General features: G+C 73.3%; 23 protein-coding genes, 1 pseudogene and 1 riboswitch. Of the genes and pseudogenes, 12 read left to right on the top strand and 12 right to left on the bottom strand.

Annotation, left to right across the window (positions count from 1 at the left end; all coding sequences use genetic code 11):
- Positions 1–116: 116 nt before the first annotated feature.
- Positions 117–215, bottom strand: a complete 99-nt coding sequence (locus Pdca_RS37825) for a putative leader peptide (RefSeq protein ID WP_331852679.1) — start codon at positions 213–215, stop codon at positions 117–119.
- Between the two features lie 260 nt (positions 216–475).
- Here Pdca_RS37825 and Pdca_RS23145 point away from each other — a divergent pair, with 260 nt between their 5' ends.
- The 3 genes from Pdca_RS23145 to Pdca_RS23155 all read left to right on the top strand — a co-directional run bounded on the left by Pdca_RS23145 (position 476) and on the right by Pdca_RS23155 (position 2,472).
- A complete protein-coding gene (locus tag Pdca_RS23145) occupies positions 476–730 on the top strand; it encodes a hypothetical protein (RefSeq protein ID WP_085913452.1) in 255 nt (84 codons plus the stop codon).
- Between the two features lie 70 nt (positions 731–800).
- Entirely contained in the window at positions 801–1,595 is a 795-nt protein-coding gene (locus Pdca_RS23150) for an enoyl-CoA hydratase-related protein (RefSeq protein ID WP_085913453.1), read from the top strand.
- A 28-nt stretch (positions 1,596–1,623) separates the two neighbouring features.
- The gene (locus tag Pdca_RS23155) at positions 1,624–2,472 is read left to right on the top strand and encodes an NAD-dependent protein deacetylase (RefSeq protein WP_085913454.1); all 849 of its coding nucleotides are present in this window, start codon (positions 1,624–1,626) and stop codon (positions 2,470–2,472) included.
- 4 nt (positions 2,473–2,476) lie between these two features.
- Here Pdca_RS23155 and Pdca_RS23160 read toward each other — a convergent pair whose 3' ends face one another.
- The gene (locus Pdca_RS23160) at positions 2,477–2,665 is read right to left on the bottom strand and encodes a hypothetical protein (protein ID WP_085913455.1); all 189 of its coding nucleotides are present in this window, start codon (positions 2,663–2,665) and stop codon (positions 2,477–2,479) included.
- A 44-nt stretch (positions 2,666–2,709) separates the two neighbouring features.
- Between Pdca_RS23160 and Pdca_RS23165 the strand changes: the two genes are divergently transcribed.
- Both Pdca_RS23165 and Pdca_RS23170 read left to right on the top strand, forming a co-directional pair.
- A complete protein-coding gene (locus Pdca_RS23165) occupies positions 2,710–3,675 on the top strand; it encodes a zinc-binding dehydrogenase (RefSeq protein ID WP_085913456.1) in 966 nt (321 codons plus the stop codon).
- A gap of 251 nt (positions 3,676–3,926) precedes the next feature.
- Positions 3,927–4,355, top strand: a complete 429-nt coding sequence (locus tag Pdca_RS23170; protein ID WP_085913457.1) for a MarR family winged helix-turn-helix transcriptional regulator — start codon at positions 3,927–3,929, stop codon at positions 4,353–4,355.
- A gap of 88 nt (positions 4,356–4,443) precedes the next feature.
- On the opposite strand, the gene lepA is transcribed toward Pdca_RS23170, so the two are convergent.
- Complete coding sequence (gene lepA / locus Pdca_RS23175; protein ID WP_085913458.1) at positions 4,444–6,306, bottom strand: translation elongation factor 4; 1,863 nt, start codon at positions 6,304–6,306, stop codon at positions 4,444–4,446.
- A 422-nt stretch (positions 6,307–6,728) separates the two neighbouring features.
- On the opposite strand from lepA, the gene rpsT reads away from it, so the two are divergent.
- Complete coding sequence (gene rpsT, locus Pdca_RS23180; protein ID WP_085913459.1) at positions 6,729–6,992, top strand: 30S ribosomal protein S20; 264 nt, start codon at positions 6,729–6,731, stop codon at positions 6,990–6,992.
- A 105-nt stretch (positions 6,993–7,097) separates the two neighbouring features.
- Here rpsT and holA read toward each other — a convergent pair whose 3' ends face one another.
- The gene (holA, locus tag Pdca_RS23185; RefSeq protein ID WP_085913460.1) at positions 7,098–8,084 is read right to left on the bottom strand and encodes a DNA polymerase III subunit delta; all 987 of its coding nucleotides are present in this window, start codon (positions 8,082–8,084) and stop codon (positions 7,098–7,100) included.
- A gap of 127 nt (positions 8,085–8,211) precedes the next feature.
- Positions 8,212–8,362: riboswitch (SAM riboswitch) on the top strand.
- A gap of 6 nt (positions 8,363–8,368) precedes the next feature.
- Here holA and thrC point away from each other — a divergent pair.
- Positions 8,369–9,637, top strand: a complete 1,269-nt coding sequence (gene thrC, locus Pdca_RS23190; protein WP_085913461.1) for a threonine synthase — start codon at positions 8,369–8,371, stop codon at positions 9,635–9,637.
- Positions 9,638–10,006: 369 nt separating this feature from the next.
- Here the strand turns inward: thrC and Pdca_RS23195 are convergent.
- The 7 genes and pseudogenes from Pdca_RS23195 to rsfS form a co-directional block, all read right to left on the bottom strand.
- Positions 10,007–12,226 (bottom strand): annotated as a pseudogene (locus Pdca_RS23195) (ComEC/Rec2 family competence protein); the annotation flags it as partial.
- Positions 12,226–12,957: a ComEA family DNA-binding protein gene (locus Pdca_RS23200; protein WP_232021141.1), complete on the bottom strand. Its 732-nt coding sequence runs from the start codon at positions 12,955–12,957 to the stop codon at positions 12,226–12,228. The pseudogene Pdca_RS23195 and the gene Pdca_RS23200, both read right to left, overlap by 1 nt.
- Positions 12,958–13,471: 514 nt before the next feature.
- Complete coding sequence (locus Pdca_RS23205; protein ID WP_085913463.1) at positions 13,472–14,329, bottom strand: DegV family protein; 858 nt, start codon at positions 14,327–14,329, stop codon at positions 13,472–13,474.
- 62 nt (positions 14,330–14,391) lie between these two features.
- Entirely contained in the window at positions 14,392–15,831 is a 1,440-nt protein-coding gene (locus Pdca_RS23210) for a xylulokinase (protein ID WP_085913464.1), read from the bottom strand.
- Positions 15,828–16,571 (bottom strand): diglucosylglycerate octanoyltransferase, encoded by a 744-nt coding sequence (gene octT / locus Pdca_RS23215; protein ID WP_085913465.1) that lies wholly within the window; start codon positions 16,569–16,571, stop codon positions 15,828–15,830. Before octT ends, Pdca_RS23210 begins: the two co-directional genes overlap by 4 nt.
- Positions 16,564–17,184 carry a histidine phosphatase family protein gene (locus Pdca_RS23220; RefSeq protein ID WP_085913466.1) on the bottom strand — a complete coding sequence of 207 codons (621 nt, stop codon included), beginning with the start codon at positions 17,182–17,184 and terminating at the stop codon, positions 16,564–16,566. Before Pdca_RS23220 ends, octT begins: the two co-directional genes overlap by 8 nt.
- A complete protein-coding gene (gene rsfS / locus Pdca_RS23225; protein ID WP_085913467.1) occupies positions 17,181–17,573 on the bottom strand; it encodes a ribosome silencing factor in 393 nt (130 codons plus the stop codon). The genes Pdca_RS23220 and rsfS overlap by 4 nt, the downstream gene beginning before the upstream one ends.
- 146 nt (positions 17,574–17,719) lie before the next feature.
- On the opposite strand from rsfS, the gene Pdca_RS23230 reads away from it, so the two are divergent.
- Positions 17,720–18,562, top strand: coding sequence for a MaoC family dehydratase (locus Pdca_RS23230; protein WP_085913468.1), 843 nt, complete (start codon positions 17,720–17,722; stop codon positions 18,560–18,562).
- A 30-nt stretch (positions 18,563–18,592) separates the two neighbouring features.
- On the opposite strand, the gene Pdca_RS23235 is transcribed toward Pdca_RS23230, so the two are convergent.
- Positions 18,593–19,273, bottom strand: a complete 681-nt coding sequence (locus Pdca_RS23235; protein ID WP_085913469.1) for a hypothetical protein — start codon at positions 19,271–19,273, stop codon at positions 18,593–18,595.
- Between the two features lie 260 nt (positions 19,274–19,533).
- Here Pdca_RS23235 and Pdca_RS23240 point away from each other — a divergent pair, with 260 nt between their 5' ends.
- Genes Pdca_RS23240 through Pdca_RS23255 form a run of 4 tightly spaced genes read left to right on the top strand, consistent with a single transcriptional unit; the run spans position 19,534 to position 23,511 of the window.
- Positions 19,534–20,589, top strand: a complete 1,056-nt coding sequence (locus tag Pdca_RS23240) for a FecCD family ABC transporter permease (protein ID WP_085913470.1) — start codon at positions 19,534–19,536, stop codon at positions 20,587–20,589.
- Positions 20,586–21,683: a FecCD family ABC transporter permease gene (locus tag Pdca_RS23245; RefSeq protein WP_085913471.1), complete on the top strand. Its 1,098-nt coding sequence runs from the start codon at positions 20,586–20,588 to the stop codon at positions 21,681–21,683. Before Pdca_RS23240 ends, Pdca_RS23245 begins: the two co-directional genes overlap by 4 nt.
- Positions 21,684–21,685: 2 nt before the next feature.
- Complete coding sequence (locus tag Pdca_RS23250; RefSeq protein WP_197719806.1) at positions 21,686–22,546, top strand: ABC transporter ATP-binding protein; 861 nt, start codon at positions 21,686–21,688, stop codon at positions 22,544–22,546.
- A complete protein-coding gene (locus Pdca_RS23255; protein ID WP_232021142.1) occupies positions 22,543–23,511 on the top strand; it encodes an iron-siderophore ABC transporter substrate-binding protein in 969 nt (322 codons plus the stop codon). The genes Pdca_RS23250 and Pdca_RS23255 overlap by 4 nt, the downstream gene beginning before the upstream one ends.
- The last annotated feature ends 31 nt before the right edge of the window (positions 23,512–23,542 follow it).

Raw genomic sequence — 23,542 nt, forward strand, 5'->3', positions numbered from 1 at the left:
TTCCGGACGGCACGGTTCGGGACGGCGCAGTTGCCGACGGCACGGTTCGGGAGATCGGGCGACTGGGAGACATCGAGGCTCCTCGCAGGAGTGGGACCGGGCGGCGGGGCCGGGTCTCACAGCGCCGAGCGCAGCCGACACAGGTCGACGTGCCTGCGCTTGACGAGGGGGACGTCCACCCGTCCACGGTATGCCGACCACCCGTCGTGGGCCACCCACCGGATCATCACAGGCGGCGATGCCACCGGCGGTTCCGCTCACCCGTCGGCCGCATGATCACTCTCCGCAGCCGGATTCGATCACGACCGGTCACCGCTGAATCACGCCCGGCCACCGTGTCCTGCGTCGCACCCGTGTTCTACACAGTGTCAAAGACCGCTGACGCGGGTACAACGGAGATCGACCCACTGAATCGAGCCGGATGCATCGACCGGATGCCGCACCCGACCCCGACACGTTCAACGGAGAACGTCGAATGACCGCAGAGCTGATCCGCCCGGAGACCCCGGGCGTCGCACCGACAGTCGCCGCGCACCCGATCCCGGCGCCCGCCACCGAGCGGACGGCCGTCGACCGCCTGCTGGATTCCCTCGACGACCTGGTGCGCAGGCACCGGGCGCTCGCCGCACACGACGGCGGGTGCGCCTCGCTGCACGCCGAGCTCATCGCCGCCGAGCTCGACCAGCAGCTCGCCGTGCTCCGGACGGTGCCCCGCCAGCCACGGACCTGATCCGCACCGTCCCGGTGAGCCGTGCCGCACCGCAGCGGCACGGCCCGGCCGTCCGGCTAGGGTCGGACGGGTGGCTGACACCGCAGACAGCGCCCCCGCCGAACTCGTCCGTCTCGACGTCGCAGCGGGCGTGGCGACGATCACCCTGGACTCGCCGCACAACCGCAACGCGCTCTCCGCGCAGCTGCGCCGCGAGCTGATCGCGCACCTCGACTCGGCGATCGCCGACGACGCGGTACGGGTGATCGTGCTGACCCACACCGGCACCGTGTTCTGCGCCGGGATGGACCTCAAGGAGTCGAAGGGTGCCGGCGCGCAACAGCAGGGCGTCACCGAGGTGCCGAGGATCCTGACGACGCTGTGGGACTCCCCCAAGCCGGTCGTCGTCCGGCTGTCCGGCCCGGCCAGGGCCGGTGGGGTCGGCATCGTCGCCGCCTGCGACGTGGCGGTGGCCGCCGAGCCGGTCACCTTCGCGTTCTCCGAGGTCCGGATCGGCGTCGTCCCGGCGGTCATCTCGGTGACCGTGCTGCCCCGGCTGACCGCACGGGCGGCACACGAGCTGTTCCTCACCGGCGAGACCTTCGACGCCCGGCGGGCGGTCGCGATCGGTCTGATCAACAGTGCGGTGCCCGCCGAGCAGCTCGACGAGGAGGTCGCCCGCTACACCGGGATGCTCGGGCTCGGCGCCCCCGGTGCGCTCGCCGGGACGAAGGCGATGCTCCGCCGCGAACGGCCCGCCACGATGGCCGAGGACTTCGCCGCGATGAACACCCTGTCGGCGTCGTACTTCGCCTCCGCGGAAGGGCAGGAGGGGATCCGGGCGTTCGGCGAGAAGCGCAAGCCGTCCTGGGTTCCGCAGGACTGAGCGGGCGAACCCGCCTACCCTGGATCGCATGACCGCTCCCGCACTCGGGATCAGCACCGACCCGGGCACGGTGCCGGAGCTGCTGGCCGGACGCCGGCTGGTCGTCCTCACCGGCGCGGGCCTGTCCACCGACTCCGGGATCCCCGACTATCGCGGGCCCGGCTCCCGGCCGCGCAACCCGATGACCTATTCCGAGTTCGTCTCCGGCGAGCCGGCGCAGCGCCGCTACTGGGCGCGCAGCCACGTCGGGTGGGCGCGGATGCGCCGGGCCGATCCGAATCCCGGGCACGTCGCGCTCGCCGCGCTCGGGGCAGCCGGACTGGTCGAGCGGCTGATCACGCAGAACGTCGACGGTCTGCACGAGGCCGCCGGGCACCGCGGTGTGATCGACCTGCACGGCCGGATCGACGAGGTGGTGTGCCTGGACTGTCGCCGGCTCAGCCCGCGTGACGAGCTGCAGGCCCGGCTGACGGCGTCGAACCCGGGTTTCACCGAGGCGCACAGCGCGCAGGTAGAGACCGCGCCGGACGGGGACGCCGCCGTCGAGATCACCGACGGCTTCCGGATCGTGCCCTGCGCGAGCTGCGGCGGCACGCTCAAGCCGCACGTGGTCTTCTTCGGCGAGAACGTCCCGAAGGACCGGGTGGCCCGCTGCTACGCCGCGGTCGCCGCGCTGACCCCGGACGACGCGCTGCTCGTCGCCGGATCGTCGCTGCAGGTCATGTCCGGGCTCCGGTTCGTCCGGGCGGCGTGGAAGGCGGGAGTCCCGGTGGTCATCGTCAACCGCGGGGCGACCCGGGGCGACGACCTCGCCACCGTGCGGGTGGACGCCGGCTGCTCGGAGACCCTCGCCGCGCTCGCCGCGTGCCCGCTCTGACCGGTCAGTCCCGCCGGTCGGGGGTTCCGGGACCGGGTGCCCGGTCGAAGCGCGCGGTGATCCGATCCAGTCCGATCGCCACGCCCGCGCACAGCGGCAGCACCACGACGGTCACGAACACGACCTGGAAGAGGAACGGGAGCTGGGTCAGCCACAGCTCGAAGGCGTCCCAGGCGTCGATGATCGTGCGCACACTCCACACGGTAGTACGGCCACCCAGCGGCTAGGTTCGGGCCCATGTTCGCTGTGTACGCCCAGGAGCCCAACGCCGACGCCCCACTCGACGCCCTCGTCGTGGGCGAGCGGCCCGATCCCGAGGTGCCGGACGGCTGGGTCTCGGTGTCGGTCTCCGCCGCCAGCCTCAACATGCACGACCTCTGGACACTGCGCGGCGTCGGCATCAAGCCCGACCAGTTCCCGATGATCCTGGGCTGCGACGGCGCCGGCACCCTCGACGACGGCACCGAGGTCGTGCTCTACCCGATCATCGGCGATCCGGACTGGCGCGGGGACGAGACCCTCGACCCGAAGCGCTCCCTGCTCACCGAACGGCACCAGGGCACGATGGCCGACCGGGTGATCGTGCCGGCCCGCAACGCCGTGCCCGCGCCGCAGGGGCTCACCCCGGCGCAGGGCGCCGTGCTGGGCACCGCATGGCTCACCGCGTACCGCATGCTGTTCACCAAGTCCGGCCTGCAGCCCGGCCAGACGGTGCTCGTCCAGGGCGCGTCCGGCGGGGTCTCGACGGCCCTGGTCCAGCTCGGCGTGGCCGCCGGCCTGACCGTCTGGGTCACCGGCCGCGACGAGGAGAAGCGGGCACTGGCCGAGCGGCTCGGCGCGCACGCCACCTTCGAGTCCGGGGCGAAGCTGCCCGGCAAGGTCGACGCCGTCATGGAGTCGGTCGGCGAGGCGACCTGGAAGCACTCCATGCGGGCGCTGAAGCCGGGCGGGCGGATCGTCATCTGTGGCTCCACGTCGGGGCCGAACCCGCCGGCGGATCTGCAGCGGCTGTTCTTCCTGCAGCTGGAGGTCGTCGGGGCGACGATGGGAACCCGCGAGGAGCTCGCCAACCTGATGGACTTCGTGGCGACCTCCGGCATCACCCCGGAGATCGGGACCGAGCTGCCGATGACGTCGGCGAAGGACGCGTTCGAGGCGATGGCGGCCGGGAAGACGGCCGGCAAGGTCGTCCTGACCCGCTGAGCGGCGGATCATATCGTCCCGCGTCACAGATCTGTTACGTGATCTGGATGTGATGCAGTCGTGATGCACTCGGATGGCGGTGGCCGGTGCGCATCGACGCTGGTCCGCGCCATGTTCGTCACCGCAGTGTGACGACCGCCGGGCGCTGGGGGGAGGTATCCCCAGGACAGGGTCGGATTTCGCCCGTTCGGCAAGTACAGTCCGTCATCGTGACCGAGCCTTTCAGTCGACGGGCGTCGGGTGCTGCCACCATGGCAGCCCCGGCGCCTGGAGCCACAGGTGTCGTCGAATTCCTGGACCGGGTCGACCACGCCGTGGCCACAGCCCTGTCCACCCACCCCAGCGCGACCGAGGTCAGCCGTGACGGCTGGCGGGTCCTGTTGATGCTCGCCCGCGGCACCGGCCGCAGCATGGGTGAGATCGCGGGACACACGTCGCTGCCCGCCCCCACGGCGACCCGGATCGTGGACCGTCTCGTCGAGCGGAAGCTGGCCTACCGGTCGGCCGATCCGCTCGACCGCCGCCGGGTGCTGGTGCACCTGTCGGCCGAGGGACGGACCGTGGTCGAGTCGGTGTGCCAGCGTGTACAGCGCATTCTCTCCCCGCGCCGCGCACCCGCCGCCCGACCCGCCGCGTGCGACAGCACGATCCCCGGCCCCCGTGCAGGATCCGTCGTGTAGAGCCGACGCACTCTCCCCCCGCCGCCCCCACGTACATCACGGGCCCGGACCCCGCAGGGATCCGGGCCCGCTCTCATGTCCGGACGCGCTACTTCTTGGGCTTCTCGGTCGCCTGGCCGCCACCGGTGGACAGCGCCGCCACGAAGGCCTCCTGCGGAACCTCGACCCGGCCGATCGTCTTCATCCGCTTCTTGCCCTCCTTCTGCTTCTCCAGCAGCTTGCGCTTACGGCTGATGTCGCCGCCGTAGCACTTGGCGAGCACGTCCTTGCGGATGGCACGGATCGTCTCGCGGGCGATGATCCGCGCGCCGACGGCGGCCTGGATCGGCACCTCGTACTGCTGGCGCGGGATCAGCTCGCGCAGCTTGGTCGCCATCGACGTGCCGTAGGCGTAGGCCGACTCCTTGTGCACGATGGCGGAGAAGGCGTCCACCGCCTCGCCCTGCAGCAGGATGTCCACCTTGACCAGGTCCGCCGCCTGCTCGCCGGCCTCCTCGTAGTCGAGGCTGGCGTAGCCGCGGGTGCGTGACTTCAACGCGTCGAAGAAGTCGAAGATGATCTCGCCCATCGGGATCGTGTAGCGCAGCTCGACCCGGCTCTCGGACAGGTAGTCCATGCCGCCGAGCTGGCCGCGCCGGCTCTGGCAGAGCTCCATGATCGTGCCGACGAACTCCGACGGGGTGAGGATCGTGATCTTCGTGATCGGCTCGCGGATCTCGGCGATCTTGCCGGTCGGCCAGTCGCTGGGGTTGGTGACCTCCAGCTCCGTGCCGTCGTCGGTGGTGACCTGGTAGACGACGTTGGGCGCCGTCGAGATGAGGTCCAGGTCGTACTCGCGTTCCAGGCGGTCCCGGGTGATCTCCAGGTGCAGCAGGCCGAGGAAGCCGCAGCGGAAGCCGAATCCGAGCGCGGCGGAGGTCTCCGGCTCGTAGGTGAGCGCGGCGTCGTTGAGCTGCAGCTTGTCCAGCGCCTCGCGCAGCTCCGGGTACTGGGAGCCGTCGATCGGGTACAGCCCGGAGTAGACCATCGGCTTCGGCTCGCGATAGCCGGTCAGCGGCGTGTCGGCACCGCGGCGCTTGCTGGTGACGGTGTCGCCGACCTTCGACTGCCGGACGTCCTTCACCCCGGTGATCAGGTAACCGACCTCGCCGACACCGAGGCCGACCGACGGCTTGGGCTCCGGGGAGACGATGCCGATCTCCAGCAGCTCGTGCTCGGCACCGGTCGACATCATCTTGATCTTCTCGCGCGGGGACAGCTTCCCGTCGACGACCCGGATGTAGGTGACGACGCCGCGGTAGGTGTCGTAGACCGAGTCGAAGATCATCGCCCGGGCGGGTGCGTCGGCGTCGCCGACCGGGGCGGGTACCTGCGCGATGACGGCGTCGAGCACCGCCTCCACACCCTCACCGGTCTTGGCCGAGCAGCGCAGCACGTCCTCCGGCTCACAGCCGGTGATGTGCGCGATCTCCGCGGCGTAGCGCTCCGGGTCCGCCGCCGGCAGGTCGATCTTGTTCAGGACCGGGATGATGTGCAGGTCCTTCTCCATGGCCAGGTACAGGTTGGCCAGGGTCTGTGCCTCGATCCCCTGCGCTGCGTCGACCAGCAGGATCGCGCCCTCGCACGCCTCGAGCGCCCGGGAGACCTCGTAGGTGAAGTCGACGTGGCCCGGGGTGTCGATCAGGTGCAGCACGTGCTCGGTCTCGACGCCGTCGGCGTTCTTCGCGGTCCACGGCAGGCGGACGTTCTGCGCCTTGATCGTGATGCCGCGCTCGCGCTCGATGTCCATCCGGTCCAGGTACTGGGCCCGGGCGTCACGCGCGCTGAGGACCCCGGTGACCTGCAACATCCGGTCGGCCAGGGTCGATTTCCCGTGGTCGATGTGGGCGATGATGCAGAAGTTCCGGATGCGCTCCGGCGGGGTGAACGTGCGGTCGGCGTACGTCGTCACTCGGTTGTACTCGGCTTTCGCTGTCGCGTCGGGTCCGCGACCATCGTCCCATGTCGTCACCGGCGACCCCCACGGCAGCCGGGTGGAGCGGCCGGGGCCGCGATCCGGGGGCCTCCGGGACCGCTCGCCGGTGGGCGTCCGCCACCGGCTCGGAGGCGAGCGGCCGGCACCCGGGCGCCGCGCGGAACCGGAGGGGTCGGAAGTCCGGAAGTGCTCGACGGTAGATTCGTCCCGTACCGCGTCTGGTGAGGTCCGGCGCCGGTGGAGCGGCCCCGCACAGGGGCCGGAAATTCCCGCTGGTAGCCTTGACCGCTGAGCGCTCGGCGTGCTCGCCCGGGACGGTACGACCGTCCGGTGCCGCCGGAGCGGAACCGGACTCGAGCAGACCAGCCGAACGCAGCAGGCAGGAAGACCAGGTAGACGTGGCCAACATCAAGTCGCAGATCAAGCGGGTCAAGACCAACGAGAAGCGTCGGCAGCGCAACAAGTCGGTGAAGTCGTCGGTCAAGACCGCCATCCGCCACTTCCGCGAGGCCGCGGAGCAGGGCGCGGACAACGCTGCCGAGCTGCAGCGCAAGGCGGCCAGGGCGCTGGACAAGGCGGCCGGTAAGGGCGTCATCCACAAGAACCAGGCGGCGAACCGCAAGTCGGCGCTCGCCAAGCAGCTCAACAAGGTCGGCGCCTGAGCCACCCGCTCTCGCACGCACCACGACGGCGCCGCCCCGGCATCGGGGCGGCGCCGTCGGCGTCTGTACAGCCGGGGCGGCACGCCCCGATCAGCGCGCGACACGTCAGCGCTCGACGCGGGCCTCGACGACGGCGAGCACCGCGCGCTCCAGAGCGTAGGCGGGATCGGCCGCGACGCCCTTCACGTCGGCGTTGACCCGCGCGGTCGCGGCGATCGCCACGGCGAGCTGCTCGGGTCGCCACTGCCGGACGACGCCCTGCGCCTTGCGGATCTTCCACGGCGGCATGCCCAGCTCGCCGGCCAGCCGGTTCGGGTCGCCCCGGCCCGCCGAGCCGACCTTCGCCAGTGTCCGTACCGAGTCGGCCAGCGCATCCGCGATCAGGACGTGCGGAACACCCAGTACCAGTGCCCAGCGCAGCGCCTCCAGCGCGCCCCTGCGGTCACCCGCGACGGCTGCGTCCGCGACCGCGAAGCCGGACGATTCGGCGCGGCCACGGTGGTACCGGCGCACCCCGGCCTCGTCGATCTTCCCGCCGGTGTCGGCGACGAGCTGCCCGGCCGCGGAGGCGAGCTCGCGCAGGTCCGATCCGACCGCCTCGACCAGGACGGCCAGCGCACCGGGGGTGATGCTCCCGCCGTTGCGCCGGACCTCGGCGTGCACGAAGTCCGACCGCTCGTCGGCGCGGGTGATCCGGTTGCAGGTAGTCACCTGCGCTCCGGCCTTCTTCAGCAGGTCGACCAGCGCCTTGCCCTTGGCCCCGCCGGCGTGCAGCGCAACCAGGACGATCCCCGGTGCCGGATCCTTGATGTACCCGGCGATCGCGGCGAGCATGTCCTTCGTCGTGTCCTGGGCATGGGTGAGCACAATCACCCTGCTCTCCGCGAACAGCGACGGGCTGAGGTGTCCCGCCAGCTCGCCGGGCGCGACCTCCGAGGTGCGGAACCGGCGGAGCTCGACCTCCGGATCGTCCTGCCGGATCCGGCGGACCAGCTCGGACACCGCCCGTTCGGCCAGGAACTCCTCGTCGCCCACCACCAGCTGCAGGGGGGCGGGCGGTCCGGCGTCACGCGTCCTGCTCACGCGTCTCATCGTGGCCCACTCCCCCGACGGCCGGTGAGCCGCATCCCCGTCCGGGCACTTCGGCTGGCCAGGTGCACACCACGTCGCGTAGCGTTCTCGGCGCCCGGCCGATCACCGGCCGGCGACAATCGAATATGGCTCATCCAGAGGGGCAGAGGGAACGGCCCGTTGAAGCCCCGGCAACCGGCGTCGCACGACGATCCGCCCGCCTGCGCGTGACCGCGCGGCAGGACGTCGACGAACACGGTGCCAATTCCGCCCCGCCGCCCTGGCGGGACAGATGAGGAGATCTCGTGACTCTCACTGCTGCGCCCGAAACGACCTCGGCCTACGACCTGGGCCCCGCCCGCGCACTCTCCTGTCGCGAGTGCGGCCACGAGGTGCCGCTGGCCGCCGAGTTCGCCTGCCCCCGGTGTTTCGGGCCGCTCGAGGTGGCCTACGACTTCCCGAAGGTGACCCGGGCCTCGATCGAAGCCGGCCCGAAGTCGATCTGGCGCTACCGCGACCTGCTCCCGGTGCCGAGCACCGTGCAGGAGCACCGCAACACCGAGCCCGGCCTCACCCGGCTGATCGAGGCGGACAACCTGGCGCGGGCGCTCGGCGTCCGCAAGCTCTGGGTGAAGGACGACACCGGCAACCCCACCCACTCGTTCAAGGACCGGGTCGTCGCGGTCGCTCTCGCCGCCGCCCGTGAGCTCGGCTTCTCGGTGCTGTGCTGCCCGTCCACCGGGAACCTGGCGAATGCCGTCGCGGCGGCCGCGGCACGGGCGGGCTGGGACTCGGTCGTGCTGATCCCGTCGTCCCTGGAGCAGCCGAAGATCATCACCACCGCGGTCTACGGTGGCACGCTGCTCGCCGTGGACGGCAACTACGACGACGTGAACCGGCTGGCCACCGAGCTCGCCGCGGAGCACGAGGACTGGGCGTTCGTGAACGTCAACGTCCGCCCCTACTACGCCGAGGGTTCCAAGACCCTGGGTTACGAGGTCGCCGAGCAGCTGGGCTGGCGGCTGCCGCAGCAGGTGGTCGTGCCGGTCGCCTCCGGGTCCCAGCTGACGAAGATCGACAAGGGGTTCACCGAGCTGGGCAAGCTCGGGCTCGTCGAGCCGACCCCGTACACCGTGTTCGGTGCCCAGGCCACCGGCTGCTCGCCGGTCGCCGCCGCGTTCGAGGCCGGTCACGACGTGATCCAGCCGCAGAAGCCGGACACCATCGCCCGCTCCCTCGCCATCGGGAACCCGGCCGACGGCCCGTACGTCCTGGACTCGGTCCGACGCACCGGCGGGTCGCTCGGGCACGTCTCCGACGCCGAGGTCGTCGCCGGCATCCGGCTGCTCGCCGAGACCGAGGGCGTGTTCGCCGAGACCGCGGGCGGGGTCACCGTCGCCACGACGAAGAAGCTGCTCGAGGCCGGGAAGCTCGACCCGGACGCCGAGACCGTCCTCATGATCACCGGTGACGGCCTGAAGACCCTGGACGCCGTGTCCGGCGAGGTCGGCCCGACCGCCACCGTGCCCTCCACCAGCGTGGCCGTCCGCGAGGCGCTGGCGAAGCGCCGCTGAGCCGCCCGCGCGGACCCGCCGGCCCCGGGGTACCGGCCGGCCGGTCCGGGGTAGCGGGTGGCCGGTCCGGCGCACTGCCCCATCGGGCCGGGGCACCACGCGGTCGGGCCGGGGCATCGGTCGGCCGGTCCGCCGGCCCGGTGCCGGTCGGGGATCTCCCCGCGCGACGACCGTGAGCTCCGCCGGGTCTGTTCCGGTCACCGCGAGATCACCCGAGCGATCGGTCCTGGCGACCATCACCCCGGTGCGCTGCAACCGGTCGACCAGCTCCGGGTTCGGGTGCCCGTAGGTGTTGCCGTTGCCCGAGCTGACCAGTGCGGCGCGCGGCTGCACGGCGTCGACGAGCGTTGGCGCGAACTTCGCGGAACCGTGGTGCGGCAGCTTGAGCACATCGGCCCGCAGGTCGCCGCCCGAGGCGATCAGGTCGTCCTGGGCGGCGATCTCGATGTCCCCGGTCAGCAGCACCGACCCGGCCGGTGTGGCGGCGTGCAGCACCAGCGAGCCGTCGTTCACGGCGGTCCCGTCCTCCCCGTCCACCGAGGACGGTGGATGCACCGGGCCGACGACCCGTAGTTCCAGCTCGGGCCAGCGCAGCTCGGCCCCGCGGGCGAGACCGACGACCGGGGCGCCGGACCGATCGGCGACGCGGGCGAGCTCCCGCATCCCTGAGGCCGGCTCCCGGACCGGGCCGACGGCGACCCCGCCCACTCCCCTGCCCCGCAACGCCCCGCCCAGCCCGCCGTCGTGGTCGGCGTGCAGGTGGGTGATCACCACCAGGTCGATCACCCGGACACCGAGCCGGTCCAGGCAGACGTCGACGGCGTCGTCGGTCGGTCCGGTGTCGACCAGCACCACGTGCCCCGGAACACCGGTGGCCAGCACCAATGCGTCACCCTGCCCCACATCGCAGGCGACCACCCGCCAGCCCGCGGGCGGCCAGCCCGGTGGCACGAAGCGGGTCGGGACGAGCACGATCAGCACGCCCACGAGCAGCGCGATCAGCACGGCCCGCAGCCGCGGTACCCGGCCCATGGCCAGCAGTGCGAGCAGGATCCCGGCCAGCAACAGCGCGCCGGCCGTCCCGGCGGGCCAGGGCACCTCCGCGCCCGGCACCGCCGCGGCCCGGTCCCCGACCAGCACCAGCCACCGCACGAACGGGCCCGCGGCCCAGGTGCACCATCGCGTCGCGTCCGCGCTGACCGCCGAGAGCACGGCGCCGAGCACCCCGAGCACGGTCGCCGGTGCCACGGCCGGGGCGGCGAGCAGGTTCGCGACCACCGTGACCAGCCCGATCCGGCCGTTCAATCCGGCGAGCAGCGGCGCGGTGGCGAACGCCGCGACGACCGGGACGACGAGCGCTTCCGCGGGGCCGGGTGGCACGCCACGGCGCCGCAGCGCGGCGGACCAGCCGGGAGCCAACAGGACCAGTGCTCCGGTCGCGACCACCGACAGCGCGAACCCGGCGTCGACGGCGAGCGCGGGACCGGCGAGCAGCAGCCCGAGCACCGCGGCGGACAGCGCGGGCAGTGCCGAGCGGGCCCGCCCCACGGCCAGTGCCAGCAGGACGATCGCCCCCATCACCCCGGCCCGGAGCACCGATGGCGACGGCCGGGCGAGCACCACGAAGCCGACGAGGGCAAGCATCGCCGCGGCCGCCGCGATCCGCGGGTCCACCCGGAACCCGCGCAGCAGGAGCAGCACCGCCCCCGTCACCACGGTCACGTTGGATCCGGATACCGCCACGAGATGCGCCAGGCCGGCGGTGCGGAAGTCCTGCTCGATCTCGGGCAGCTGGGAGCGGGTGTCCCCGATGGCCAGCCCGGGGAGCAACCCGGCGGGCCCCTCCGGCAGCGTCGCGAGCGAGCCGTCCCGCAGTCCGTCGCGCAGCCCGCCGGCGATGGTCTGCCACCACGGAGGCGGGCCGATGTCCTGCGGCGCCCCGCGCACCCGCAGCACCGCGACGGTCAGATCGGGCCGCTGCGCGGGCGCCAGCAGCCCGGCTGCCGAGACCTCCTGCCCCGGCAGCAGCCCGGCCCAGGTCGCGGCGGGGGCCAGCAGGAGCACCTTGCCCCCGGTCGTCCACGATCCGTCGCCCGCCGTCGCGGCGACGAGCTCGGCCGGGACCAGCGCGATGGCCCGCGCGCTACCCGACTCGCCGCCGCCACCGGGGCCGCGCAGGATCCGCGGGTCGTCGCTCAGCACCACCCGGACCTCGGCCGCGGCGCCGCGCGCCGCGGACTCCCGGAGCGGGTGCGCCGCCAGCGCGGACGCGTGCCCGGTCACGAGCACCGCGGCCACCACCGCACAGCCGCCTGCGGCCAGCACGATGGAGCCCGGTGCGGCCGCACGGGCGCTGATCCGCCCCCGGAGCAGCACGGTGATGACCACCGTCGACGCCCCCAGCGCGGCGGCGATCCCGCCCGCCGGGCCGCCGAGCAGCCCGCACAGGATCGCCGCCCAGGTCGCCAGCGCCGCGGGTACCAGCCGGAGATCGGGCGGGGCAGGACGGTCCTCCTCGTCGTCGTCCCGGCCGGGCTCGTGCGTGGCCTCGCTCCGCCGCCGGCGCTGGATGCGCTCCCGGGACGGCATCAGACCCGGACCAGGTCCTTGAGCTGCGCGAATCGGCGCTCACCGATCCCGTCGATCTCCCGCAGCTGCTCCACCCGGCTGAATCGGCCATTCGTGGTCCGCCAATCGATGATCTTCGTGGCGGTCACCGGCCCGACCCCGGGCAGCGCGTCGAGATCGGCCGCCGTGGCCCGGTTGAGATCGACCTTCGCCGTGCCGGGCGCTCCACCGGCGCCGGGTTCGGAACCGGAGGCCGGTTCCCCGCCGGGCACGGGCACCTCCGGCGGGGCCTCGACGGCGCCCGGGACGCCGATCGCGATCTGCTCGCCGTCGCCGAGCCGGCGGGCCAGGTTGACCCCGGTCAGGTCGACGCCCGGCAACGCTCCGCCCACCGCGTCGACGGCGTCGGCGACCCGGGATCCGTCCGGGATCCGGACCAGGCCCGGCCGGGCCACCCGGCCGACGACGCTGATCACCAGCGGGCCGGCCGTGACCGGGGCCGCCGCCTCCGGGGGATCGGGTGCCGACGACGCCGGAGCGGCGGTCACCTCCGGCAACCCGGCGACCGGCTGCGCCGTGGGCCTGTTCGACCACACGCCGACGCCGGCCAGGACGGCGCCGGCGAGCACCACACCGACCAGCACGAGCGCGCCCCGCCGGCCCGGATCGACCCGGGCCCCGGTCAGCGACGGCGGAAGCCAGCGGACCACGGTCCGGCGAAGGAACGAGGGGCGACCTCCGGGCGGAGCCACCTCACCGGGAGTGCCGACAGGTCCGCCACGCCCGCGCGGGGGCGATGCCGCACCCGCCGGGGCGGGCACCGCCACGGTCAGCGGAACCGTCGGCGGGTCCATTCCCCGAGGAGTCCGGTCCCCCAGCGTCCGGTCCCCCGGAGTCCGGTCTCGCTGGGTCCGGTCTCGCTGGGTCCGGTCTCGCTGGGTCCGGTCTCGCTGGGTCCGAGGCTCCGGACCGGAGCGCCCCGGTACCGGGGCGGGCGGGCGCACCGGCGGGTACGCGGTCAGCCCGGCGAGCCGCCGGGACGGGACTCGACTGGCATCCGACCTGGTCACGCCCTCGACGCTAGGACCGCGAGCGGGTGCCGCAACGGCGAGTTGCCGATCTGTGGATGTACCGGTCGGTTGTGGACAGACCGGGGTCTGCGGCGCCCGGAGTGCCCCTCACCGCCGCCCCCCGCTGGTACACATCGACCGCTGCCGGCATCGGGCCGGACGGAGGATCACGGAGGTGGTGGCGGTGCGGCGGAGCTCACCCGGCGGGGACGATCACGACCCCGACCAGCCCGGTGCCGACATGCGCGCCGATCACCGCGCCGACCTCCGAGACCTGCACCTCCGCGGCGTGCGGCAGCTGCTCACGGAGCCGGTCGGCGATGTCCTCCGCCCGGTCGGCAGCCCCCAGGTGGTGCACGGCCAGCCGCGCCCCTGGCCCGGCCGCCGCCGCGACCGCCAGGGTGACCAGCCGCTCGGTCAGCCGGCCGGTCGTGCGCACCTTCTCCAGCGGCGCGATCCGCCCCTCGGACAGGTGCAGCAGCGGTTTCACCGCGATCGCGGCCCCGAGCAGCGCCGAGGCCGCACCGATCCGCCCGCCACGGCGCAGGCGTTCGAGATCCTGCACCCCGAACAGCACCCGGCAACGCGCCGCGACAGCGGTGGCGGCGGCCTCGACCGCCGCCCCGTCGCCACCACCGGCCGCGACGTCGGCCGCGGTGAGCACGGCGAATCCCAGGCCCATCGCGATGGCCCGCGAGTCCACCACCCGGATCCGGTCCGGGGCGGTCTCCTGCGCGGCGAGGCGGGCAGCGTCCCAGGTTCCGGACAGCTCACGCGACAGGTGCACCGACACGATCTGTTCGGCGCCGCCGCGCAGGAGGTCCTCGTACACCGTCGCGAACGACGCCGGCGCCGGCCGCGAGGTCTGCACCTCGAGGTTCCGGTCGGCGAGGGCGGCGACCAGCTCGGCCGGGGTGATGTCCACGCCGTCACGGGCGGTCCGCTCGCCGAAGCGCACCTCCAGCGGCACGACGTGCAGGCCACGCCGTTCCGCCAGGCCGGACGGGAGGTAGGCGGTGGAGTCGGTGACCACGGCGACCGGCGAGCTGGACACGCGGGGACCCTACCGGGCCCCGCACGCGGTGGGGCTGCAGCGAGCCGGCGCGCACCGGGGGGTCACCGGAAGATCGACGCCAAGGCCCGCTGGGCGTCGAGGTACCGGCCGTGCGCGTCGTCGAGCCGGTCCCTGGCCCGCGGATCGGGCTCGAACTCCCGGTCCACACGCACCATCCGGGCTGCGAGCTCCGGTACCGAGCGACCGGTGCCGACGGCGAGCCCGGCGAGCATCGCGGCACCGAGCACCCCGGCGTCGCGCTCCGCGGTGCGGCGCAGCGGCCGGTCCAGCACGTCGGCCTTCACCTGGCACCACAGGTCGCTGTTCGCGCCACCGCCGCACACGGCGAGCGCGGGCACCGGCCCGCCGGCGGCTGCCTCCAGCGCATCGAGCACGTGCCGGGCGGCGTGCGCGACCCCCTCCAGCACGGCTCGTGCCAGCTCGGCCCGACCGGTGCCGAAGCCGGCGCCGAGCCAGTGCGCACGCAGGTGCGGGTCCCACAGCGGGGCCCGCTCCCCCGCCAGCTGTGGGAGGAACAGCACCGTCGCGGGCTCCGCTGTCGCCGCGACGGCGAGCAGTTCCTCGACCGTCCCGTCCAGCGCCTCGCACGCCCAGTTCAGGGCGTCGCCGCCGGCCTGCGTCGGCCCGGCGTGCACGTGCAGCCCGCGCCAGGTCGGGAAGGTGACGATCCCGGGTGCGCCACCGCCGGGCGTCGCGGCCACGGCCACCACCTCCGAGGTGCCGGCGACGTCGATCGCGTCGCCCGGGGCGGCGATCCCGCCGCCGAGCAGGGCCGACCACGCGTCCATCGTCCCGACGGCGACCGGCAGGCCCGACGGCAGACCACCCGCCCCCGTCGTCTCCCCGGCCACCGACGCGGGATCGGCCAGCGCGGGCAGCAACCCGCGCAGGCCGGGGACGAGCAGGTCCAGCCATCCCGGATGCTCACCGTCCGGGCCGACCAGTCCGATCGACGAGAGCGGGTCCGCGACGGCCCGGCCGGTCAGCCGGGCCAGCATCCAGTCCTTCGGAGCCAGCAGCTGCTCGGTCCGGCGCCACACGTCGGGACGGTGGGTCCGCAGCCAGGCCGCACGCGCGGCCGGATGCGAGGCGTCGACGGTCCCGAGTCCGCCGCGAACGCGCGCCCGGTCGGCCGGGGTCAGCCGGTCGGTCAGGCCGGCGGCGGTGTCCGCGCACCGGCCGTCCTGCCAGGTGATGGCCGGGTGCAGCGGGACACCACTTGCGTCGGCGACGAGATGGGTATTGACCTGCCCGCACAACCCGACCGCGGTGAGGTCGCGCAGCGCCCCGGCCGCGTCCAGCTCGGCGACCGCACCGGTCAGCCCGCGCCACCAGTCGGCCGGGTCCTGTTCTGCCCATCCCGGGCGCGGGCGCCGGGTGGAGTGCCTGCGGGTCGCCGCGGCGATCCGGTCGCCGTCGGCGGTGAACACCGCCGCCTTCACCGATGTGGTGCCGAGATCGATGCCGAGCAGCCTGCTCACGACGAGGTGCCCGTTGCGGCCCGCTGCCCGGCGAGCAGCGCCGCGAGCGCCTCACCCACCGCCCGGTGCGCGTCCCATCCCCAGTGCATGCCGTCCGGGTTGCCGTGCCCACCCATCACGTGTGTACCGACCAGCGGCGCGACGTCGAGCAAGGACACGGCGGGCGCATCGGCGGCCCAGGTCCGGATCGCCGTCTCGGTGGCCGCCCGGTGCGGGTGCACGAGGCCGTAGTCGGCGGCCCGGTGCACCGACGGCAGCATCGCCACCACCGGCAGCCCCGGCCGCAGCGCGTGCACCCCCGCCCGGCACCGTTCCAGGTACTGCACGGTGAGCCGGGGCGGGAGCGTCGCCGGTCCGCCACCGGGCAGTCGGGCCAGTGCGGGTGCGAGCACCGGCTGGGCGCGCCGGTACCCGGAGCGGACGATGTTGCGCAGCGACGGCGGCCGCAGCACCGGGATCAGCTCCCGCAGCGCGGTCGGCAGCGGCGAGGGCAGCGAGTCCATCCCGGACACCCCGAGCACGACGGCGTCGACCCGGGGCAGTGCCGCCCACACCCGTGGATCGCCGGTGATCGCGGCCCAGGCGTGCCGGGCCGTCCAGCCGGCCCTGGCGACCAACTCCGCGTCGCCGGCCAGCCGGTCGGCGGCGACGTTCGGCCACAGCCGGGCCTCGTCCGCCGGGTAGGGCCGGTCCGGGCCGTGGAACGCCAGCGAGTCGGCGACGACCAGGAGATCAGGCACCGATGTTGTACCCCGACAGCCGCCAGCGCGGATGGTCGTCGCGCCGGGCCACCACGGCCCACCTCGCGTTGCCCATCCCGCCGATCACCGGCCACGCCGACTCCGGCAGGTCGAGCAGCCCGCACACCATCCCGGCGATCATCCCGCCGTGCGCGACCAGCAGGACCGAGCGCTCCGCGGGGTCGTCGGCGTACTCCAGGTCCAGTTCGGCCACCACCGGGAGCGACCGGACGACGACGTCGATCCGGGACTCGCCGCCGGGCGGCGCCCACCGTGGGTCCGACCGCCACGAGGCGATCGCGCCCGGCTCCGCGGCCTCGATCTCGTCGACGGTGCGGCCCTGCCAGTCACCCAGGTGCGTCTCGCGCAGCCGCTTGTCCACCGACACCGGGAGCCCGGTCGCGCCCGCGACGGCCATCGCCGTGTCGTAGGCGCGGCTCAGGTCGGAGGTGATGATCCGGTCGAACGCCACGTCGGCGAGCAGCGGCGCGGCCGCCGCGGCCTGCGCACGGCCCTCGTCGGTCAGCTGGGTGTCCAGGTGACCCTGCATCCGGCCACCGGCGTTGTACCCGGTCTGACCGTGCCGGAGCAGCGTGAGCCGACGCAGAGTCATCCCGCGTCGTCCTCGTCGTCGCCCGGCGGCTGCGCCCGCAGGACCTCGATCGCCGGACAGTCCTTCCACAGCCGGTCCAGCCCGTAGAAGCCGCGCTGTTCGGTGTGCATCACGTGCACGACGATGTCGGTGAAGTCCAGCAGCACCCAGCCGTTGTCGGCGTCGCCCTCGCGCCGGATGGGCTTGCTGCCGCGCTCACGCAGCTTCTCCTCGACCGCGTCCACGATCGCCTGGACCTGGCGCTCGTTCTGCGCCGACGCCAGCACGAAGCAGTCGGTGATCACCAACTGCTCGGACACGTCGAGGGCGATGATGTCGGCGGCCTTCTTGTCCGCCGCGGCGGCCGCAGCCACCTTCGTCAGCTCGATCGCCTCCGGTGTTGCCGTCACTGCGCTTCACGTCCCCCGCGCTCGGATGCCTCGGACGGACCCGCCCGACGACACCCCAGTGTGTCAGCCGGGCAGCCAGGGGTTGGGCGGCGGGCACCGCGCGGGATAGGTTCCAGGCCACGGTGGACCGTCGAAGGAGACTCCCCATGGCTTTGGCCCCCGACCTCGAGGGCACGCAGTGCGAGCCGGTCAACTTCGCGTGGGCCCGGGACGACGCGCTCCTCTATGCGGTCGCCGTCGGTGCGGGCGCCGAGGATCCGACCTCCGAGCTGGCACTGACCACTGAGAACACCACCGGTGTGCGCACGGTGGTCCTGCCGTCGTTCGCCGAGCTGGTGACCCGCAACGCCCGGGTCGATCTCGGTGACATCGACCGGACCAGGCTGGTGCACGCCGAGCAGTCGTTCCGGCTCGCCGCCCCGCTCCCGGTGGAGGGCCGCGCCCGGGTGACCTCGACGGTCACCGAGGTACTGGACAAGGGATCCGGCGCGCTGGTGCGGACCGAGGCCGAGGCGGTCGACGTCGAGACCGGCGCACCGCTGTTGTCCACCGTCCGATCGGTGTTCATCGGCGGTGAGGGCGGATTCGGTGGCGCCCGGGGTGTGCGGCCGGACAATCCGGTCCCGGACCGGGCTCCCGACCACGTCGTGCGCTACCGGACCTCACCCGGACAGGCCCTGCTCTTCCGGCTGACCGGGGATCGCAACCCGCTGCACACCGATCCGGCGTTCGCCGCGAAGGGCGGCTTCGACCAGCCGATCCTGCACGGCATGTGTACCTACGGCTTCACCGCGCGGGCGCTGGTCGCCACCGTCTGCGACGGCGACGCCGGGGTGCTGCGCGGGATGGACGCCCGGTTCACCCGGCCGGTCGTCCCCGGGCAGGAACTGACCGTCTCGATGTGGCGCACCGGGGACGCCGTGGCGTTCCGGACCGCGGTCGGCGACGACATCGTGCTCGACCGCGGGACGGCGACGCTGGCCGGCTGACCGGCCGCGGAACCGGACCGGCCGGGCCGCTCAGGAGACCGCGATCGCGACCCGGTCCGCTGCCGGATCCCCCGGGTAGTCCGGCCCGCCCCGGTAGGCGAGCTCGGACAGCGCGTCCAGCGCGGCGATCTGCGGGTAGCTGCGACCGGGTTCGTAGCGGTGCGGCCAGCGGTGGTCGAGCTCCCGGAAGGCGACGGCCCGGTGCCGGGTGGTCGCGAGGTAGCGGGGGTTGTCGCGGACGAACCGGGCGTAGGCGTGCCGCAGTTCGGGCCGGCGCGGGAGCTCCGTCCGGACGAACCGGTCGACGTCGGCGCCGATCTCGTGCACGTACTCCCCGCACAGCTGCACCACGAACGGCACGATCCAGGCCTCGTCCACCCCGAACAACTCCCGGACGGCGCGCTGGCGCAGGCCCGCGTTCTCGCTGCGCGACATCCACGCCGCGACCACGGCCCGCCGCCGCGGGGTCAGCCGCGCGACGTAGCTCGCGGCCGGCCACGGGAACGCCACCCGGTACGGGATCTGGACGGCATCACCGTCGACGTGCACGTCGTGGTCGGCGACACCGCCGCCCGCGTCCTGCACGAGCTGCGCCGACACCGCCCCCCAGGACGCCAGCGCGTGCATGGCGACGTGCGCGTCCCGGCGCACCCGCTGCGGCACCGCGCGCAGCAGGAGCCCGGCGACGGCCGGCGTCGGGACATCGATCACGGACCAACGGTAACCCGATCAGCGCAGCTCAGCGTCACCGACGGTCATATCTCGCCCTCCGTCATCACCCGCTCGGCGCGGAGTGACGGCGCCGATCGACCCGTTCCGGCGACCGCACGGACGCCGCACACAGAACGTATCGATCACATCTCCGCATCGACGACATCTTGCCCACCACCGCGCAACGCCATAGGTTAGCCAACGCTAATGAGGCCTCCCGCGATCCGCAGCGGCCGGCCGCCGGGGGAGGTGGGCGGGCGATGAACGCTGTCAGCAGCGTGACCAGGCCCGAGGTGGTGCCGGACCGTGGCCGCACCGGGAACGGCCGGCGATCGGCCGGGCTGCTGGTGTCCGGCGTCGCCCTGCTGGTGGTGTGTGTCCTGAGCCTGGTGGTCGGCGCCAAGGCGATACCGGCGTCGACCGTGGTGGACGCCTTCGTGGCGTTCGATCCCACGAACAACGACCACCTGTTCGTCCGGCTCGAACGGGTGCCCCGCACCGTGCTGGGCCTGCTCGTCGGGCTGGCACTGGGCCTGGCCGGAACGGTGATGCAGGCGGTCGCCCGCAACCCGCTGGCGGATCCCGGCATCCTCGGGATCAACGCCGGTGCCTCGCTGCTGGTCGTCCTGGGCATCACCACGTTCGGGCTGACCACCCTCTCCGGCTACGTCTGGTTCGGGTTCGTCGGTGCGGCGCTCGCCGCGGTCGTCGTCTACGGCGTCTCCTCGCTCGGCCGTGAAGGCGCGACCCCGATCAAGCTGGCGCTGGCCGGTGCCGCCGCGAACGCCGCGTTCGTCTCCTTCACCACCGCCGTGCTGCTGACCAACTCCGACGCGTTCGAGCAGTTCCGGCTCTGGCAGGTCGGGTCGCTCGCCGGGCGGAACTGGGAGGTCGTCACCTCGGTGACGCCCTTCATCGCGATCGGCGCCGTGGTCGCGCTGCTCTCCGGAGGCCTGCTCAACACGCTGGCCCTCGGCGACGACATGGCCAGGGCGCTCGGCCAGAACATCACCAGGGCGCGGGTGCTCTCCGGGTTGTCGGTGGTGCTGCTGTGCGGCGCCGCCACCGCCGCGGCCGGCCCGATCGGGTTCGTCGGACTGGCGATACCGCAGGTCGCGCGGCTGATCTCGGGCCCGGACAACCGGTGGCTGCTGCCCTACGCCGCGCTGCTCGCACCGGTGCTGGTGCTGGGCGCCGACGTGCTCGGGCGGGTCATCGCCCGGCCGGGCGAGGTGCAGGTCGGGATCCTCACCGCCGTCGTCGGGGCGCCGGTGTTCATCGCGCTGGTGCGCGGACGGCGGGTGAGCAGCCTGTGAGCGTCGAGACCGGTCGGGCGACCGGCGACGCCACGCCCGGCCCCGGCGACGACTCGTTCGGCGCCGACGAGCGCGCCGCGGTACTGCGCAGCCGGGCGGCGGCGCGGGTCCGGCGGATCGGCGTCGGCCTGTCCCTCGGTGCGGGCGTGCTGCTCGTCGCCGCGGTGTCGCTGTGCGTCGGCGAGTCGCTGATCCCGCTGCCCGACGTGCTGTCCACCCTCGTCGGGCAGGGCAGCCGCAACACCAACTACGTGATCCTCGAGCTGCGTCTGCCCAGGGTCGTCACCGCGATCCTGGTCGGGATCGCGTTCGGGCTGTCCGGCACGGTGATCCAGTCCCTGCTCGGCAACCCGCTGGCCAGCCCGGACGTGATCGGGATCAGCACCGGGGCCAGCGCGTCGGCGGTGCTGGGCATCGTGCTGTTCGGCCTGGACGGGCTGGGCGTCTCGGCGATGGCGCTCGCCGGAGCACTGATCACCGCGGCCGCGATGTACGCGCTGGCCTGGCGCAACGGCGTCTCCGGCTACCGGCTGATCCTGGTCGGCATCGGACTGGCCGCGCTGCTGCTGAGCGTGATCAGCTACTTCATGACGCGGGCCCAGGTCACCAGCGCGTCCGACGCGCTGGTCTGGATCAGCGGCAGCCTCAGCGGTCGCAACTGGTCGCAGGCCGTCCCGCTGGCGATCGCGCTGGCCGTGCTGGTCCCGGTCACCGCGGTGCTCGCCAAGGTGCTCGGTCTGCTCGGCATGGGTGACGATGCGGCGAAGGGGCTCGGAGTGCCGGTCCAGCGGGCCCGGCTGGCGCTGCTGATCGCCGCCGTCGCACTCGCCGGGGTCGCGACGGCGGCGAGCGGGCCGATCGCCTTCGTCGCGCTGCTCGCCGGGCCGATCGGCCGCAGGCTGGCCCGCGACGGGAGTCCGGCGCTGCCGGCATCGGCACTCGTCGGCGCCCTGATCGTGCTGGTCGCGGACTTCCTGGCGCAGCACACACCGGGCCTGCCGCTGCTCCCTGTCGGTGTGCTGACCGGCGCGATCGGCGCGCCCTATCTGCTGTTCCAGCTGGCGACGATGAACCGCGCCGGCCGAGGAGGATGACGATGACCCAGGACACGGTCGGCCTGCGGCACACCCTGCGCGCCGAACACCTCCGCCTCGCCTACGACCGGCGTGAGGTCGTCGAGGACCTCAGCATCGACGTGCCCACGGGGGCCGTCACGATGATCATCGGGCCGAACGGCTGCGGGAAGTCCACCCTGCTGCGCGCACTCGCCCGGCTGCTGACACCGGTCGGCGGCACCGTCTACCTCGACGACCGGGACATCACCGAGGTCCCCAACCGCGAGGTCGCGACCGTGCTCGGCATCCTGCCGCAGTCCCCGGTCGCACCGGACGGGATCACGGTCACCGACCTGGTCAGCCGCGGGCGCTACCCGCACCAGGGCTGGTTCCGGAAGTGGAACGCCGAGGACGACGAGGCCGTCGCGCACGCACTCGCCGTGACCTCCACCGGTGAGCTCGCCGACCGGCCGGTCGACCAGCTCTCCGGCGGCCAGCGCCAGCGGGTGTGGATCGCGATGGCACTGGCCCAGCGCACCGATCTGCTGCTGCTCGACGAGCCGACCACCTACCTCGACCTGGCCAACCAGGTCGAGCTCCTGGACCTCCTGACCGACCTGAACCGGCGGTCCCGGACGACCATCGCGGTCGTCCTGCACGACCTCAACCTCGCCTGCCGCTACGCCGACCATCTCGTGGCGATGCGCGCCGGTTCCATCATGGCCGAGGGTCCCCCATCCGAGATCATCACCTCGGAGATGATCAAGGAGGTGTTCCGGATGGACGCCGACATCCTGCGCGATCCCGTCTCCGGCACACCGATGATCGTGCCGATCGGACGGCACCACGTCTCGGCCGCCGCCACGCCGAACAGCACGAACGAAGTGGAGAACACAGCATGAGGTTCCAGCGACGACGCCTGGTGGCGGGTGTGGCGACGCTGCTCGCCGGCCTGCTCGTTCTCGCCGGGTGCGGCCAGGTCGAGGAGACCCCGGCGGCCGACGGCGCGACGATCGAGACCATGTTCGGTCCGGTCACGGTGCCCGCCGATCCGCAGCGCGTGGTCGCACTGGGCTGGTCCGACGCCGAGGCGGCGCTGGCACTCGGCGTCCAGCCGATCGCCGTCAGCGACTGGATGGCCTTCGGCGGCAACGGCGTCGGCCCCTGGGCGAACAACCTGTTCACCGAGACGCCGACCCTGCTCGGCACCCTCGAGCTCAGCTACGAGCAGATCTCGTCCCTCGAACCGGACCTGATCCTCAACACCCGCTCGGACAACAGCAAGGACAAGCACGACGAGCTCTCCAAGATCGCGCCGACGGTCTCGGCACCGGCCGGCGTCGTCGCCTACGGCACGACCTGGCAGCAGCAGGCCGAGATGGTCGCCGCCGCGCTCGGCAAGCAGGACGAGGGCGCCCAGCAGATCAGCGAGGTCGAGCAGGCCTTCGCCGACGCACGGGCCGCGAACCCCGGGTTCGAGGGGAAGACGGTGGCGGTCGGCGCGTACTTCAGCGACCAGTACGGCGGCTACGTCCGCGGCGACGGCCGGGTCGACTTCATGGAGAGCCTCGGGTTCGTGAACAAGCCGGAGATCCAGGACCAGGCCGGGGACAGCTTCTACATCGAGCTGGCCCGTGAGCAGATCGAGCAGCTCAGCGCCGACCTGACGGTCATGTTCCCGATCGGCGGCGACGCCGCCCCGCTGCGGGCGGACGCGGTGCTGAACCAGATCCCGGCCGCCCGGGCCGGGCACCTGCTGATCCTGGACGACGCCACGCTGGTCGAGGCGTTCTCGGCGGGCTCGACCCTGTCGACCCGGTACGCGATCGACAACGCCGTCCCGATGTTCGCGCAGACGCTGTCCTGAGCCGGTGCCCTCCCCTGTTCGCGAGGGGATC

Origin of the sequence: Pseudonocardia autotrophica, assembly GCF_003945385.1 — a bacterium.
GTDB classification, from domain to species: domain Bacteria; phylum Actinomycetota; class Actinomycetes; order Mycobacteriales; family Pseudonocardiaceae; genus Pseudonocardia; species Pseudonocardia autotrophica.

What these genes read in the sequence shown, in the direction of transcription:
- Pdca_RS23145 (WP_085913452.1), top strand. Translation starts at nt 476, where the DNA reads ATGACCGCAGAGCTGATCCGCCCGGAGACCCCGGGCGTCGCACCGACA.
- Pdca_RS23155 (WP_085913454.1), top strand. Translation starts at nt 1,624, where the DNA reads ATGACCGCTCCCGCACTCGGGATCAGCACCGACCCGGGCACGGTGCCG.
- Pdca_RS23165 (WP_085913456.1), top strand. Translation starts at nt 2,710, where the DNA reads ATGTTCGCTGTGTACGCCCAGGAGCCCAACGCCGACGCCCCACTCGAC.
- Pdca_RS23170 (WP_085913457.1), top strand. Translation starts at nt 3,927, where the DNA reads ATGGCAGCCCCGGCGCCTGGAGCCACAGGTGTCGTCGAATTCCTGGAC.
- holA (WP_085913460.1), bottom strand. Translation starts at nt 8,084, where the DNA reads ATGAGACGCGTGAGCAGGACGCGTGACGCCGGACCGCCCGCCCCCCTG.
- Pdca_RS23220 (WP_085913466.1), bottom strand. Translation starts at nt 17,184, where the DNA reads ATGACTCTGCGTCGGCTCACGCTGCTCCGGCACGGTCAGACCGGGTAC.
- Pdca_RS23230 (WP_085913468.1), top strand. Translation starts at nt 17,720, where the DNA reads ATGGCTTTGGCCCCCGACCTCGAGGGCACGCAGTGCGAGCCGGTCAAC.
- Pdca_RS23240 (WP_085913470.1), top strand. Translation starts at nt 19,534, where the DNA reads ATGAACGCTGTCAGCAGCGTGACCAGGCCCGAGGTGGTGCCGGACCGT.
- Pdca_RS23250 (WP_197719806.1), top strand. Translation starts at nt 21,686, where the DNA reads ATGACCCAGGACACGGTCGGCCTGCGGCACACCCTGCGCGCCGAACAC.
- Pdca_RS23255 (WP_232021142.1), top strand. Translation starts at nt 22,543, where the DNA reads ATGAGGTTCCAGCGACGACGCCTGGTGGCGGGTGTGGCGACGCTGCTC.